The following is a 15,151-nucleotide window of genomic DNA, read 5'->3' as shown; positions in this document are numbered from 1 at the left end:
GGTATAATATTATTGTAAGAAATGTTTAAATTATAATTTTTATGAAATAATAATAAAAGAGGAATAAGAAGGGAGGCTATTAGATGCATAATATTTTTACGACAAACATCGCTGGTAGAGAAGTAAAAGCAGATATTGGAAAATATGCATTACTATCAAATGGAGCAGTTTTATTTAGCTATGGTGAAACTGTTGTTTTAGTTACAGCAAATGCATCAGAAGAACCAAAGGAAGGGGTAGACTTTTTCCCATTAAGTGTTGATTATGAAGAAAGATTATATGCAGTGGGTAAGATACCTGGAGGTTTTATAAAGAGAGAGGGAAAGCCAACAGAAAAGGCAATATTATCGGCAAGAGCGATAGATAGACCAATCAGACCATTATTTCCAAAGGGTTATAGAAATGATGTTCAAGTTATTTGTACTGTTCTATCAGTAGACCCTGACAATCCACCAGAAATTGTTGCAATGAATGGGGCATCTCTTGCTTTATGTATTTCAGACATACCTTTTGAAGGCCCTTGTGCAGCAGTTTTAGTAGGAAGAATTAATGGAAATTTTATAGTTAATCCAACAGCAAAGGAAAGAGAAGAGAGTGATCTACATTTAATAGTATCAGCAACAAAGGAAAGAGTAATGATGATAGAAGCTGGTGGGCAAGAAATACCAGAAGAAGATATGTTTAATGCTATAATGTTTGGTTTTAATGCGTGTCAGGAAATGATAAAATTCCAAGAAGAAGTTACACAAAAATGTGGTAAGGAAAAAAGAATACCTCAACTTTATAAAGTTCCAGATGAAATTGAGACTGCTGTTAGGGAATATGCTACTGATAAATTATGGGAAGCAATGCAATATACAGATAGACAAGAAAGACAAGAAAAGGTTGATTTAGTTAAAGAAGAAGTATTTGCTCATTTTGCTGAAGTCTTTGAAGATGCTGAAAAAGATATAGACGATGTTATGTATAGAATAATGAAGGAACATGTAAGAAAGATGATTTTAGAAGAGAAGAGAAGACCTGATGGAAGAATGTTTAATGAAATAAGGCCTTTATACTGTGAAGTAGGTATATTACCAAGAACACATGGTTCAGGATTATTCCAACGTGGACAAACACAAGTATTGACAGCAGCAACTTTAGGAGCACTTGGTGATGTACAAATACTTGATGGACTTGGTGATGAAGAATTTAAGCGTTATATGCACCATTATAATTTTCCACCATATTCAACGGGTGAAGTTAAATTCTTGAGAGGTCCTGGAAGAAGAGAGATTGGTCATGGTGCCTTAGCAGAAAGAGCATTAGAACCTGTAATACCACCCGAAGATGAATTCCCATATACTATAAGATTAGTTTCTGAAGTTTTAAGCTCAAATGGTTCAACATCGCAAGCCAGTGTTTGTGCAAGTACACTTGCTTTAATGGATGCGGGAGTTCCAATTAAAAGGCCAGTTGCAGGAATAGCTATGGGACTTGTTACAGACGAAGAATTAACAAAAGCAGAGATATTAACTGATATACAAGGAATTGAAGATTTCTTTGGTGATATGGACTTTAAAGTAGCAGGTACAGAAAAAGGAATTACAGCTATCCAAGTTGATACAAAAATAAAGGGATTACCAGAGGATGTTATTAAAAGGGCTATTATGCAAGCAAGAGAAGCAAGATTAAAAATATTAGATACAATGCTATCAACTATAGCTGAACCAAGAAAAGAGCTTTCAAAATATGCACCAAGAATAATACATATGCTAATAGATCCAGATAAAATAAGAGATGTTATAGGACCAGGTGGAAAGACAATTAAAAAGATAATAGCAGATACAGGTGTAAAAATAGATACAGAAGATGATGGTAGATTATATATTTGTGCACCAAATATTGAATCAGGTGAAAGGGCTAAGAAAATAATTGAAGGAATAACAAAGGATGTACAGGTTGGAGAGATTTACTTAGGTAGAGTTAATAGAATAACTCAATTTGGTGCATTTGTTGAAATTCTTCCAGGTAAAGAGGGATTAGTACATATTTCAAAGTTAGCTCACGAGAGAGTGAATAAGGTAGAAGACGTTGTAAATGTTGGAGATGAAATATTAGTTAAGGTAACAGAAATTGATAATCAAGGAAGAATAAACCTATCAAGAAAAGATGCAATTAAAAAAGAAGAAAAAAAAGATAAGGACAAAGAATAAGGCTTATTATAAGCCTTTTTTTATAACGTATAGTTAATTAATCCTTTATAAAGTTTGGGAAGTTAGATATTTATTAAAATTAAGCCGCATAATATATGTAGAAGAACTAAAACCTAATTTTTAGTTATATACAGGAGGTTAATATGTATCAAGTTTTAAATTTAAATAATGGAATACGCGTAGTTTTAGAACATATACCTTATGTTAATTCTGTTAGCGTTGGTGTGTGGGTAAAAAGTGGTTCAAGATATGAAAGTAAAGAAATTAATGGCATATCTCATTTTATAGAACATATGATGTTTAAGGGAACTCAAAATAGAACAGCTAAACAAATTGCAGAGGATATAGAGGGGCTTGGAGGACAAATAAATGCTTTTACAAGTAAAGAAGCAACTTGCTATTATGTAAAAATGATAGACCAACATATAGACATAGCAATCGATGTTTTAATGGATATGTTGTTAAATGCAAATATGAATAAATATGATATAGAGAAGGAAAAAGGTGTAATTAAAGAAGAAATAAATATGTATGAAGACTCTCCAGAGGATTTAGTTGGTGATTTATTATCTAAGGCTACTTGGGATGGAGATAGTTTATCATATACAATTTTAGGAACACACTATACTATTGATAATATGTCTAAAGAAAAAATATTAAGTTATATGAGAAGAACATACAATTATAAAAACATTGTCATTGCAATTGCAGGTAACTTTGAAAAAGATAAAGTTATAGAAAAATTAGAAAGTTATTTTAACAAAAATCATTCGGATGAATTACAAGACTTAAGTATTTCTTCTCCAAAAGTTAATAATAGTATATTGGTAAAACAAAAGGATATTGAACAGGTACATATTGGATTATCTTTAGATGGAATTGAGCTTGGAAATGAAGAAATATATACATTGTCAGCAATAAACAATTATTTTGGAGGAGGAACAAGTTCACGTTTATTCCAAAGATTAAGGGAGGAAAATGGTTTAGTATACACTATATATTCTTTCCCATCATCATATATAAATTGTGGTTCCTTCAACATATATTTTGCTTTAAATGAGAATCATGTAGAAAGAGCAATTTCATATATTAAAGAGGAAATAAACAATTTATGTAGATTAGGTATAGATAAAGAACAAATACTTAAAGCAAAAGAACAACTCAAGGGTAATTATATTTTAGGTTTAGAAAGTGTTGCAAATAGAATGTTTAGTATGGGTAAGTCACTTTTATTACAAAATAAGGTATACGAACCTTCTGAAGTTTTAAGCAAAATAGATAAAATAACAGAAGAAGATATTAGAAGAATAATTGATAAAATATTCTCTAATGGAATTAAGTCAGCTGCAATAGTTGGCAAAAATGTTGAAGAAGAAAAATATAAAAAGTTGATTTGGGGGTAGAAAATGAAGCTTAAGATAAAAAGACTTGAAAATGCTAAAGATTTGCCACTTCCGAAGTTTATGACTGAAGGATCCTGTGGTATGGATTTATATGCAAATGTAGAAGAGGATTTGGTTATTAAGCCTATGGAAATAAATCTTATACCAACAGGAATTTCAATAAGTTTACCAAAGGGATATGAAGCACAAATTAGACCAAGAAGTGGCTTGGCTCTAAAGAATGGTATAGCATTAGTTAATTCACCTGGTACAATTGATAGTGACTATAGAGGTGAAATAGGTGTGATTATAATAAATTTAGGTAAGGAACCCTTTGTGGTAAAAAGGGGAGATAGAATTGCTCAAATGGTAATAAATCAAGTTGTTATTCCAGAGATAGAGGAATTAGAAAATTTAGATTGTACATTAAGAGGAGAAGATGGTTTTGGATCAACAGGTCTATAAACCATCTTTTTTCATATAATTATATAGTAAAGGGGGATGAGTGTATGAGTAAAAGATTTTCGGATTTGATGGAACTTGAAATTATTGATGTATCTGAAGGAAGTAAATTTGGCACAATTGGTGACTGTGATATTGTTTTTAATAGGTTAACGGGTGAGATTGAAAGCTTAATTACAGCATCAAATTTTTCACTATTTTCATTTAAGAATAGAGATTATATGGAGATTCCTTGGAATAAGAGAATAAATGTATTTGCTAAAACGATTCTTTTTGATTTAAAGACTAAATTTTGATAACAGATTTTAAATATAATTAGTATTATATAGTAGTGTTATCAAATAGCTATAGGAGGCCCTGCTATGAAAATTATTGTTCAAAAGTTTGGAGGCACTTCTGTTTCAACACATCAAAGAAGAGAAATGGTTGCAGACAAAGTATTAGATGCAATAAAAAGGGGATATAAGCCCGTTGTAGTTGTTTCAGCGATAGGTAGAAAGGGTGATCCCTATGCAACTGATACACTACTATCACTGCTTGATAATGAAAAAACATATTTAGAAAAGAGAGAATATGATATATTGATGTCTTGTGGTGAGATTATTTCTTGCGTTGTGTTATCAGAAGTTTTATCAAAAAGAGGATTAAAGGTAAGGGTTTTAACTGGGGGACAGGCTGGAATTGTAACAAATGATAACTTTGGAAATGCTGAAATTTTAAGAATAGATACAAATAGAATTATTAACACTATAAATGATGGTTATATTCCTGTTGTGGCTGGTTTTCAAGGTATGACTCAAAGTGGTGAAATTACAACATTGGGTAGAGGAGGTAGTGACATAACAGGTACAGCACTTGGCGCTGCATTAAAAGCTGATTTTGTAGAGATATATACAGATGTAGATGGTATTATGACTGCTGATCCAAGAATAGTTAGCAACGCACATTTAATTGAAACTATGAGCTATAATGAAGTCTTTCAGTTTGCAGATCAAGGAGCTAAAGTTATTCATCCAAGAGCTGTTGAGTATGCCATGAAGTCAAATATACCTGTATATATAAAAAATACAATGAGTGATAGTAGAGGAACGCTTATTACAATTTCACGTGATAATATTGGAAGGATTATAACTGGTATAACACATATGTCATCAAGATCACAAATTAGTATAGAATATGATGAAAGTTGCCAAAATGCTGATGATATTTTTGAAGTATTGGCAAATAATAAAATAAGTATTGATTTAATAAATGTATTTCCAGATTATAGAGTGTTTACAGTAAATTCAAAACAAGAAGAAAGTGTCATAAAGATATTAGATATGCTAAAAATAAAATATAAAGTGGTGTCAAATTGTAGTAAAATAGCAGTTATAGGAAATGGAATGCGTGGTACACCTGGAATTATGGCAAAAATACTAAAGGCATTGAAGGAGAGAAATATAAAGGTATTACAAACTGCGGATTCACATACAACTATATGGTGCTTAGTTAAGGAAGAAGATACTGAATCAGCTATAAAAGCTCTACACGAGGCATTTGATTTGTAATAATATTTAAGAGGTCTCTACATTGAATTGTAGGGACCTTTACTATTGCTATTTATTTTTATAGTGAATTTCTTCAAAGCGTATAATTTTTGTATATAAAAATTTAGTCAATTTATATTTATTGTCTACTAATAAAAGAGGATAATTTTTATCACTTGTTAGTTTAAAGGATTATAAATTAATTTTATGTTGGTTAGACTAATAAAGAGGTGATGGTATGAGTTTTATAATAAAAAATGAAGAGCTTGATGATAATAAAAACAAAAAGGACACTAATGAAGTTGAAAATATAAAAGAATTAGGCAATTATCCTCCAGCACCATTTGCTTCTGACATTTTTACTATGACGATTATAGGACAGATAGAAGGACATACAGTATTACCTCCTCAAACTAAATCAACAAAATACGAACATATATTTCCTCAACTTGTTAATGTTGAGGAGAACCCTAATATAAAAGGACTTTTGGTTATTTTAAATACTGTGGGAGGGGATGTTGAAGCAGGACTTGCGATAGCTGAAATGATAAACAGTATTACAAAACCAACTGTTTCACTTGTAGTTGGTGGTGGACATAGTATAGGAGTTCCTCTTGCAGTAGCGACCGACTATTCATTTATATCACCAACAGCTACAATGATAATACATCCTATAAGAATGAATGGATTAGTCATAGGAGTTCCACAAACATTTGCCTATTTTCAAAAAATGCAGGATAGGATATTAAGTTTTATCACAAGAAATAGTAAAGTTTCTAAAGAAAAGTTAAGAGAGTTAATGCTTGAGACAGATGAGCTTTTAAATGATATGGGCACCATACTAATAGGTAATCAGGCAGTTGAATTAGGGTTAATAGATGAAGTTGGCGGAATCGGCGAAGCATATAAAAAACTTAGAGATATGGTTGATAGAGCAAATGCATAAAATAGCATTTGCTTTTTTTTGTTAATATGTTATATTTCTAAATAGGAGAAAGTTTAAGAGGTGATAGGATGGCAAGGAAAAATAAGACGATTGCAAATAAAAACAATAATAACATTAAAAAAGAAATATATGGTGTTGTCATTTTTGGTATTTCTTTAATTATTGGTTTAAGCATCTATATTAAGCCTACAGGCATTGCGGGAATAATTATTAGAGATTTTATATTGGGAATGTTTGGACTTGGTGCCTACATATTTCCGTTATATTTTTTATTTGTAGGCCTTATATTTATAATAAAGAAGGGTAAGATTAAGGTTAATAACAAATTTTACTATATATCATTATTATTATACATAATAAATGTTATGTTAACAGCACCATATTCCTCAGAAAACACTAATGGGAAGTTTTTAAATAAATTAAAGGATTCATATTTGAACGGAATTGATAATAAAGGTGGCGGAATTATAGGTGAATTATTGGCAACACCAATGATATATGCTTTTGGAAAAGTAGGTACATATATCATATTAGTATGTATATCGATTATACTTATTTTATTAATAACAGAGAGATCAATATTAATACCTTTAATTACTTATATTAAATTGATGTTTGTAAAAATGAAAAATAAAAAAGAAATAGTTATAGATGAAGCTGATAAAAATGAAAATAAAAAATATGATAATAAAGATAGTGTTGTTGTAAAGGATATTAAAGAAAATATAGAAAAAATAGATAAAAAAATAAAAATAGTTGATTTTTTAAAGGATACTAAAGATTTAAAACAAGATCAGATTGATAAAAAAGAGAAGGAAACAGCAGTAGATAATCTAAATGAAGAGATAAGTAAAGGGAAAAACAATTTAATTGATTATAAATTTCCACCATTAGAGCTTCTTTGTGAAAATAAATATAAAGGGCAATTACAGGATAAGAAGGAATTATTACAAAATGCAAAACTATTAGAGGATACATTAAATAGCTTTGGAGTTGATGCAAAGGTAATTCAGGTAAATAGAGGACCGTCTGTAACAAGATATGAGATACAACCAAATGCAGGTGTTAAAGTTAGCAGGATAGTAAATTTAGCGGATGATATAGCTTTAAATTTAGCAGCATCATCGGTAAGAATAGAAGCACCTATTCCAGGTAAATCTGCAGTTGGAATAGAAGTTCCTAATAAGGAAGTTGTCCCAGTAACATTACGAGAGGTATTAGAATCAAGGGAATTTATAGAATTCAAATCAAATCTATCTTTTGCATTAGGAAAAGATATAACAGGTAAATGCATCGTAACAGATTTATCTAAGATGCCTCACTTACTGATAGCAGGTGCAACAGGTTCAGGAAAAAGTGTTTGTATAAATACTTTGATTACAAGTATTATATATAAATCATCTCCTAATGATGTAAAGATGTTACTTATTGATCCTAAAGTTGTTGAATTATCAGTTTATAATGGAATACCGCATTTATTAATACCGGTAGTAACAGAACCTAAAAAAGCAGCGTCTGCACTTTACTGGGCAGTAAATGAAATGACTCAGCGATATAAATTGTTTGCTGAAAATAATGTAAGGAATATTGAAGGTTATAATAAATTGATGGAAGAAATTGATTCAAACAAAAAGTTACCACAGATTGTCATAATAATTGATGAATTAGCAGATTTAATGATGGTAGCCCCTAATGATGTAGAAGATGCAATATGTAGACTTGCTCAAATGGCAAGAGCAGCAGGTATGCATTTGGTAATTGCTACACAAAGACCATCTGTTGATGTAATAACTGGTGTTATAAAAGCCAACATTCCTTCAAGAATTGCTTTTGCAGTATCAAGTCAAGTTGATTCAAGAACTATATTAGATATGGCTGGTGCTGAAAAATTATTAGGAAGAGGAGATATGCTCTTTATGCCAATTGGTGAGAGTAAACCCATAAGAATTCAAGGTGCTTTTATTTCTGATAAGGAAGTTGAAAATATTGTATCGTATCTAAAGAATAATAGTAGTACAGACTATAAAGAAGAGATAATAGATGATATTGAAAAAAATATTAATAGTTCATCAGATGGTAATGGAGAGTTTGAAGATGAACTTTTAGATGAAGCAATAAATATTGCGGTTGAAAGTGGGCAGGTATCAGCATCAATGTTACAAAGAAGACTTAGAATAGGATTTAATAGAGCAGCGAGGTTAATTGAGGAAATGGAATTGCGGGGAATAATAGGTAAACAAGAAGGAAGTAAACCAAGACAAGTACTAATTTCTAAACAAGATGTAGAAAAATATTAATACATATTGTAAATCAACCTCATATATTATAAAATATATGAGGTTGATTTTTGTCGTATAAAATCAAAATATAATAAAAGAAGTAAAATAAATAAAAATGGAGTAAGAATAAGTAATAAGGAGATAATATTAAATAATTAGCAATAATTACCCAGGAAATAGAAAAGGAGTTGATTTTGATGAAATACAAAGTTGGATTGATTTCATTAGGATGTGATAAGAATAGAGTTGATGCAGAGGTTATGCTACACGAATTGAAGGAAAATGGATTTGAGATTGTGAACGATGAAAAAATTGCAGATATTATTATAGTTAATACCTGTGGTTTTATAGAATCTGCTAAGATGGAATCAATAGAAACAATATTGGAAATGGCACAAAACAAACAAGAGGGTAAGTGTAAAGCTGTTATAGCAACTGGATGTATGGCAGAAAGATATAAGCAAGATTTACTTAATGAAATGCCGGAATTAGATGCAGTGGTTGGTACAGGTAATTATCAAAATATAGTTGAAGTTGTTAATAATATATTAAAAGGAAATAATAAGATTGTAAAAGTAGGAAATATAAATTATAATTTAGAATATAATGAAAGGATTTTATCTACTCCTAATCACTATGCATATTTAAAAATTGCTGAAGGATGTAATAACAATTGTAGTTACTGCATAATTCCTCAATTAAGAGGTAGATATAGAAGCAGAAAAATTGAAGATATATTAAAAGAAGCAAAACAATTAGCAAATATAGGTGTTAAAGAATTAATTATTGTTGCACAAGATACAACTATGTATGGAATAGATATATATAAAAAGAAATCATTGTCAATGTTATTAAAGGAAATTGAAAAAATTGAAGGTATAGAATGGATAAGGGTAATGTATTCATATCCAGAGGAGATAGATGATGAACTTATAGAAACTATAAAAAATAGTCAAAAAATATGTAGATATTTTGATATACCAATACAACATATAAGCGATAAAATATTAAAGTTAATGAATAGAAGGACAACAAAGCAAAAAATATTAAATGTAATAGATAATATAAGAAAAAACATTCCTGATGCAATAATTAGAACTTCATTGATAGTAGCTTTTCCAAATGAAACTGATGATGATTTTAATGAATTAGTTGATTTTATAAAGGAATATAAATTGGATAGAGTTGGTATTTTTGAATATTCACAGGAAGAAGGTACAAGAGCAGCATTGCTTGATAATCAAATAAGTGATGAAGTTAAAACTTATAGAAAAGAAAAATTAATGAAAATCCAAAGCAAAATTGCTTTAGAGAAAAATATGAAATTAATTGGATATGATGTTAATGTAATTATTGATGGTAAAACAAACGAAGGAATGTATTTTGGAAGAACATATGCTGATGCTCCAGAGATTGACCAAACAGTTTATTTTGATGCAAGTAAAGATTATAATAGAGGTGATATTGTTAGTGTAAAAATAACAAAGGCTTATAATTATGATTTATTAGGAGTTGATGTTAATGAATTTAGCAAATAAGATAACAATATCAAGAATATTTTTAGTTCCACTATTTTTATTTTTTCTATTAGTTAAAATACCATATGGTAATTGGATTGCAACAATAATATTTATAATAGCAGCTTTAACTGATAGTTTAGATGGGTATATAGCAAGAAATAGAAATCAAATAACTAAATTCGGAAAATTCTTAGATCCATTAGCTGATAAGCTTATAGTTACTGCTGCATTAGTTGCTTTAGTAGAACGTCAGATAATACCGTCTTGGCTTGTTGTGATAATTCTTGCTCGTGAATTTGCAATAACAGGATTAAGAGCGGTGGCTGCTTCTGAAGGGAATGTTATTGCTGCAAGCAACTGGGGAAAATTTAAGACTGTTACTCAAATTATAGCAATAATTGCTGCTCTAATTGAGTTAAAATATAAAGAATTTAATATATACATATATTTGATGTATATAGCAACCATTATAACAATTATTTCGGGTATAGATTATATTAAAAAAAATAGAAAATTTATAAATTCAAAGGAATAAGGGTAATTAAATTTTTACTCTTATTCCTTTTATTTAATATACTATTATATAATAAATGACAATATCAAAATTGATAATAAATAAAAAATAATAATATTGACCATAAGAAAAAAATGTTATATAATAAGAACAGATGTTCGGGAAAGGAAGGATAAAATATGAACGAAAAACAAAAAGCATTGGAATTAGCATTAAGCCAAATTGAAAAACAATTTGGAAAAGGTTCAATAATGAAGTTAGGTGAAAATTCAAAGTTAAATGTTGAAGCTATTTCAACAGGTTCTCTTGATTTAGATATAGCATTAGGAATTGGAGGAGTCCCAAGAGGAAGAATAGTAGAAATATATGGACCAGAATCATCAGGTAAAACAACAGTAGCTCTTCATATAGTTGCTGAAGCACAAAAAAATGGAGGAACAGCAGCCTTTATAGATGCAGAACACGCATTAGATCCTACATATGCAACAAAGCTTGGTGTTGATGTATCAAATTTAGTTGTATCTCAACCAGATACTGGAGAGCAAGCACTTGAAATAGCTGAAGCATTAGTAAGATCTGGTGCTATTGATGTTATTGTTATTGACTCTGTTGCTGCATTAGTACCAAAGGCTGAAATTGAAGGTGAAATGGGAGATGCCTTTGTAGGATTACAAGCAAGACTTATGTCACAAGCATTAAGAAAATTAGCTGGTGCGATAAATAAGTCAAAGTGCGTAGCCATTTTTATAAATCAATTAAGAGAAAAAGTAGGTGTAATGTTTGGTAGTCCAGAGACAACTCCTGGAGGTAGAGCATTAAAATTTTATGCATCTGTAAGGTTAGATGTTAGAAAAATAGATTCAATAAAACATGGTGAAGATGTCTTAGGAAGCAGAACAAGAGTAAAGGTAGTAAAAAATAAAGTGGCACCTCCTTTTAAGCAAGCAGAATTTGATATAATGTATGGTGAAGGTATATCAAAAGAAGGAAATATTTTAGACGTAGCAGTAAATAATAACATAATACAAAAGAGTGGAGCTTGGTTCTCTTATAAAGATATAAAGCTTGGTCAGGGAAGAGAAAATGCTAAAAATTATTTAAAGGAAAATCCTCAAATAGCTTTAGAAATTGAAAATACAATTAGACAAAAATATAATCTTCCTATTGCAAATTCAGTAATTAATGCAAATTTAGATAACAAAATTGAAGAGTAGTATTTAATAAACATCCCAAAAGGGATGTTTATTTTCGATTATAAAGGAGTTGTTAGAATGCAAATAACAGGGATTGAAAAACAAAAGAAAAATAGTGAAAGATATAATATATACATAGATGGAACATATAGTTTTTCGGCTGAATTGGAGGATATAATAAAGTATGATATAAAAATTGATAGAACCATAAGTGAGAATGAATTATCGATATTAATACAGAAATGTGAAATAAATAAAGGATATAGATATGCTTTAAATTTGTTGAATGTAAAGGATTATTCAAAAAAAGAATTTATTGATAAATTAAAACAAAAAGGGTATAGTGAAAAAAGTATAGAAATTATTATTAATAAGCTTGAGGATTATGGGTTGATTGATGATTTTAAATATGCGAATAAATATGTAAGAAAGAAAATAAATATGAATAAGTTAGGTAAATTAAGAATAATAAATGAGTTAAAATTAAAGGGGGTAAATAATAACATAGTTGAAAAGATTAATTTTGATGAAGATAAAATGTTAAACAATGCATATAATTTAGCCATTAAGAAATTAAAAGGAAATAAAAATGAAAATGAAGCCTTAACGAAAGTAGCAAGGTTTCTATATTATAAAGGATATACAAATGAAGAAATAAAGAAAGTATTGAAAAAAATAGATAAAGAGATAGAATGGGAGTAGATGTTAATGAAGTTTTTGTTTTTTACAGACACACATATAAGGGGAACTAATCCAAGAGCCAGATTAGATGATTTTGAGAAAACTTTATATAATAAGTTTGAGGAATTACTTAGTTATGTTAGATTAAATAATATAGATTATGTTTTATTTGGTGGAGATTTATTAGATAGGCCTGATGTTTCACTTTCTGTTATGCAAAAATTTATAGATGTATTAAATAAATTTCCAAAGCCTATTTATATGGTATTAGGAAATCACGATATATATGGACAAAATCCTAACACTGTAAATAGAACAATTATTGGAATTCTTGAAACTTTAGGTATAGTATGGATTTTAGACGATAAACCTGTGGAATTGAATGATGGTAAAGTAAAGATAAAAATTACTGGTTCAAGCTTTACATATGATATTGATGTAGATTCATCTAAGAGCAAATATGTTGCTAATAAAGGAGAATGTGATTATCTAATACATATTGCACATGGAATGTTAATGGAAAAACCATTTATAAAGGAAGTTCCCCATACAACAATAGATGAAATTATTCAAAGAACAGAAGCAGATATTACATTATGTGGTCATTATCATACGGGCTATGGAATAATAAAGATTGAAAATAAATATATTGTTAACCCTGGAGCAATTGTTAGAATAAATAATAGTTTAGCAGAAATAAAGAGACAGCCCAGTTTTGCAATAATAGATATCAATGAAAATATATCCGTATATATTGAAAAATTAAAGTCAGCACCAAGGGGTGAAGATATACTTGATAGAAGTTTTATAAAAATACAGGAACAAAGGGAGATATTGTTCAATAATATAATTCAAACAGTTAATACTTATGGTGAATTTGAAATGTTAAGTATTAATCAGATAGTTGAGGAAGTCGCAAAGAAGGAATCTATTCCTGACGAAATAAAAAAAGAGGTTTTGGATAGATTAACAAGGGCTCATATAATTTTATCAAAAGAGGTGGTAGATTGATTTATATAAAATCAATTGAAATTGAAAATTTTCAATCACATAAGTACTCAAAACTTGATTTAAGTGAGAACCTAAATGTTATTGTAGGTCCTTCTGACAATGGCAAATCAGCTATTATAAGGGCGTTAAAATGGTGCCTTTTTAATGAACCAAAGGGTTCAGAATTTATAAGATTTGATTCTAATTATTGTAGAGTAACTTTAACCTTATCGGATGGGGTTAAAATAATAAGAGAAAGAACAAAAACTAAAAACTCATATAGATTAATTAAGGACGGAGAAGAATTGGTTTTTGAAGGATTTGGAAATGATATACCATTAGAAATTTTAGAGGCTCATAGGATAAGAAAAATAAAAATTGATAAAGATAACGACTTGTGTTTAAATTTATCAGAACAATTAGAGGGACCATTTTTATTGAGTCAACCTAATTCTTTTAAATCAAAGGCAATAGGTAAGATTGTAGGGCTTAATATAATAGATGAAGCTATTAAAGATATAAATAAAGACATAAATTTAATTCAAAGTGATTCAAAAGTTATAAAGGACAATTTAAGTGAAATTAATAAAAAGATAGATTCTTTAAGTTATGTAAATGAGTTAGAGAGACATATAAGTAAAAAAGAAAAAATATTGAACCAATTAAAAGAAAAGGTAGACTTATTATATAAAATTAAAAAATATAATGAAACATTAAATCAATTAAATATTGAGATTACTGAACAGAAAAAAATAATTAAAAAATTTAAATTAATAGAAAATTACGATTTAAATCTTTTAGAGAAAAAAATATCTGATTTTATAAAACTAAAAAATACAGATTGTAATATAACCTTAATCAATAATGATATTTTCAAACAACAGGAAATAATACAAAAAACATCTAATATAGATGTAGTAAATTTGCATATAACGAAATTAGTTGAATTAATGCAAAAATATATAGTTTTATATCAGTTAAAAGAAAAGGCTATTGTATTAAATGATGAAATAAAATTAAATGAGAAAATTGAACTTAATACGAGGAATGTTCCAGCAATAAACGAAATAGTACAAAAAATAGAACATATATTGATTAAATATAATCAAATAATAGATAAGTATAATAAATACAATGCTTGCATTATGTCTATTGCTAAAGGCAATGTATATATGGAAAAGTTTGAAAAAATAGACAAATTAAGTGTTGTTATAAATTATATTGAAGAAAAAGTATTTAAATTTAAAAATATTTTAACATACGGCGAGAACTATAATACTATCAAAAAGGAAATTATAGATTTATCTTTAGATTATAAAAGACTTACAGGTGAAATTTCTAATTTGATGAATAGTTATAAAAGTATATTAAAAGATATAAATGTTTGTCCTGTGTGCGGAAGTGAAGTTGACGAGTCAAGGATTGATAAAATTTTAAGTATAATTGAGGAGGAATAATAT

Annotated in this window: 13 protein-coding genes; all 13 read left to right on the top strand. The window is 28.7% G+C overall.

From position 1 onward, the window contains the following. Positions 1 to 83: 83 nt before the first annotated feature. The 13 genes from JG776_RS06060 (at position 84) to JG776_RS06000 (ending at position 15,148) form a co-directional block, all read left to right on the top strand. A complete protein-coding gene (locus tag JG776_RS06060; RefSeq protein ID WP_291965655.1) occupies positions 84 to 2,195 on the top strand; it encodes a polyribonucleotide nucleotidyltransferase in 2,112 nt (703 codons plus the stop codon). A gap of 143 nt (positions 2,196 to 2,338) precedes the next feature. After that, positions 2,339 to 3,598: a pitrilysin family protein gene (locus tag JG776_RS06055; RefSeq protein ID WP_291965653.1), complete on the top strand. Its 1,260-nt coding sequence runs from the start codon at positions 2,339 to 2,341 to the stop codon at positions 3,596 to 3,598. 3 nt (positions 3,599 to 3,601) lie between these two features. Further along, positions 3,602 to 4,042 (top strand): dUTP diphosphatase, encoded by a 441-nt coding sequence (gene dut, locus JG776_RS06050; protein ID WP_291965651.1) that lies wholly within the window; start codon positions 3,602 to 3,604, stop codon positions 4,040 to 4,042. Positions 4,043 to 4,086: 44 nt separating this feature from the next. Beyond that, complete coding sequence (locus JG776_RS06045; RefSeq protein ID WP_035165593.1) at positions 4,087 to 4,335, top strand: YlmC/YmxH family sporulation protein; 249 nt, start codon at positions 4,087 to 4,089, stop codon at positions 4,333 to 4,335. A 66-nt stretch (positions 4,336 to 4,401) separates the two neighbouring features. After that, positions 4,402 to 5,589: an aspartate kinase gene (dapG, locus tag JG776_RS06040; RefSeq protein WP_291965648.1), complete on the top strand. Its 1,188-nt coding sequence runs from the start codon at positions 4,402 to 4,404 to the stop codon at positions 5,587 to 5,589. Between the two features lie 217 nt (positions 5,590 to 5,806). Further along, entirely contained in the window at positions 5,807 to 6,514 is a 708-nt protein-coding gene (locus tag JG776_RS06035; protein WP_291965646.1) for an ATP-dependent Clp protease proteolytic subunit, read from the top strand. A gap of 68 nt (positions 6,515 to 6,582) precedes the next feature. After that, on the top strand, positions 6,583 to 8,811 hold the full coding sequence (locus JG776_RS06030; protein WP_291965644.1) for a DNA translocase FtsK: 2,229 nt from the start codon (positions 6,583 to 6,585) through the stop codon (positions 8,809 to 8,811). Between the two features lie 179 nt (positions 8,812 to 8,990). Then, positions 8,991 to 10,331, top strand: a complete 1,341-nt coding sequence (gene rimO / locus JG776_RS06025) for a 30S ribosomal protein S12 methylthiotransferase RimO (RefSeq protein WP_291965642.1) — start codon at positions 8,991 to 8,993, stop codon at positions 10,329 to 10,331. Next, positions 10,315 to 10,848, top strand: a complete 534-nt coding sequence (gene pgsA / locus JG776_RS06020; RefSeq protein ID WP_291965640.1) for a CDP-diacylglycerol--glycerol-3-phosphate 3-phosphatidyltransferase — start codon at positions 10,315 to 10,317, stop codon at positions 10,846 to 10,848. Before rimO ends, pgsA begins: the two co-directional genes overlap by 17 nt. A 158-nt stretch (positions 10,849 to 11,006) precedes the next feature. Then, positions 11,007 to 12,041, top strand: coding sequence for a recombinase RecA (gene recA / locus JG776_RS06015; RefSeq protein WP_291965638.1), 1,035 nt, complete (start codon positions 11,007 to 11,009; stop codon positions 12,039 to 12,041). 57 nt (positions 12,042 to 12,098) lie between these two features. Next, positions 12,099 to 12,722 carry a RecX family transcriptional regulator gene (locus JG776_RS06010; RefSeq protein ID WP_291965636.1) on the top strand — a complete coding sequence of 208 codons (624 nt, stop codon included), beginning with the start codon at positions 12,099 to 12,101 and terminating at the stop codon, positions 12,720 to 12,722. A 6-nt stretch (positions 12,723 to 12,728) separates the two neighbouring features. Continuing rightward, positions 12,729 to 13,712, top strand: coding sequence for a metallophosphoesterase (locus JG776_RS06005; RefSeq protein WP_291965634.1), 984 nt, complete (start codon positions 12,729 to 12,731; stop codon positions 13,710 to 13,712). Continuing rightward, positions 13,709 to 15,148 carry an AAA family ATPase gene (locus JG776_RS06000; RefSeq protein ID WP_291965632.1) on the top strand — a complete coding sequence of 480 codons (1,440 nt, stop codon included), beginning with the start codon at positions 13,709 to 13,711 and terminating at the stop codon, positions 15,146 to 15,148. Before JG776_RS06005 ends, JG776_RS06000 begins: the two co-directional genes overlap by 4 nt. Positions 15,149 to 15,151 lie beyond the last annotated feature (3 nt).

This window comes from Caloramator sp., assembly GCF_020054765.1.
Taxonomy (GTDB): domain Bacteria; phylum Bacillota; class Clostridia; order Clostridiales; family Caloramatoraceae; genus Thermobrachium; species Thermobrachium proteoclasticum.
This window is presented reverse-complemented; position numbering and strand designations above follow the sequence as displayed.

Coding starts and splice junctions, on each gene's coding strand:
- JG776_RS06060 (WP_291965655.1), top strand. CDS start 84: ATGCATAATATTTTTACGACAAACATCGCTGGTAGAGAAGTAAAAGCA.
- JG776_RS06055 (WP_291965653.1), top strand. CDS start 2,339: ATGTATCAAGTTTTAAATTTAAATAATGGAATACGCGTAGTTTTAGAA.
- dut (WP_291965651.1), top strand. CDS start 3,602: ATGAAGCTTAAGATAAAAAGACTTGAAAATGCTAAAGATTTGCCACTT.
- JG776_RS06045 (WP_035165593.1), top strand. CDS start 4,087: ATGAGTAAAAGATTTTCGGATTTGATGGAACTTGAAATTATTGATGTA.
- dapG (WP_291965648.1), top strand. CDS start 4,402: ATGAAAATTATTGTTCAAAAGTTTGGAGGCACTTCTGTTTCAACACAT.
- JG776_RS06035 (WP_291965646.1), top strand. CDS start 5,807: ATGAGTTTTATAATAAAAAATGAAGAGCTTGATGATAATAAAAACAAA.
- JG776_RS06030 (WP_291965644.1), top strand. CDS start 6,583: ATGGCAAGGAAAAATAAGACGATTGCAAATAAAAACAATAATAACATT.
- rimO (WP_291965642.1), top strand. CDS start 8,991: ATGAAATACAAAGTTGGATTGATTTCATTAGGATGTGATAAGAATAGA.
- pgsA (WP_291965640.1), top strand. CDS start 10,315: ATGAATTTAGCAAATAAGATAACAATATCAAGAATATTTTTAGTTCCA.
- recA (WP_291965638.1), top strand. CDS start 11,007: ATGAACGAAAAACAAAAAGCATTGGAATTAGCATTAAGCCAAATTGAA.
- JG776_RS06010 (WP_291965636.1), top strand. CDS start 12,099: ATGCAAATAACAGGGATTGAAAAACAAAAGAAAAATAGTGAAAGATAT.
- JG776_RS06005 (WP_291965634.1), top strand. CDS start 12,729: ATGAAGTTTTTGTTTTTTACAGACACACATATAAGGGGAACTAATCCA.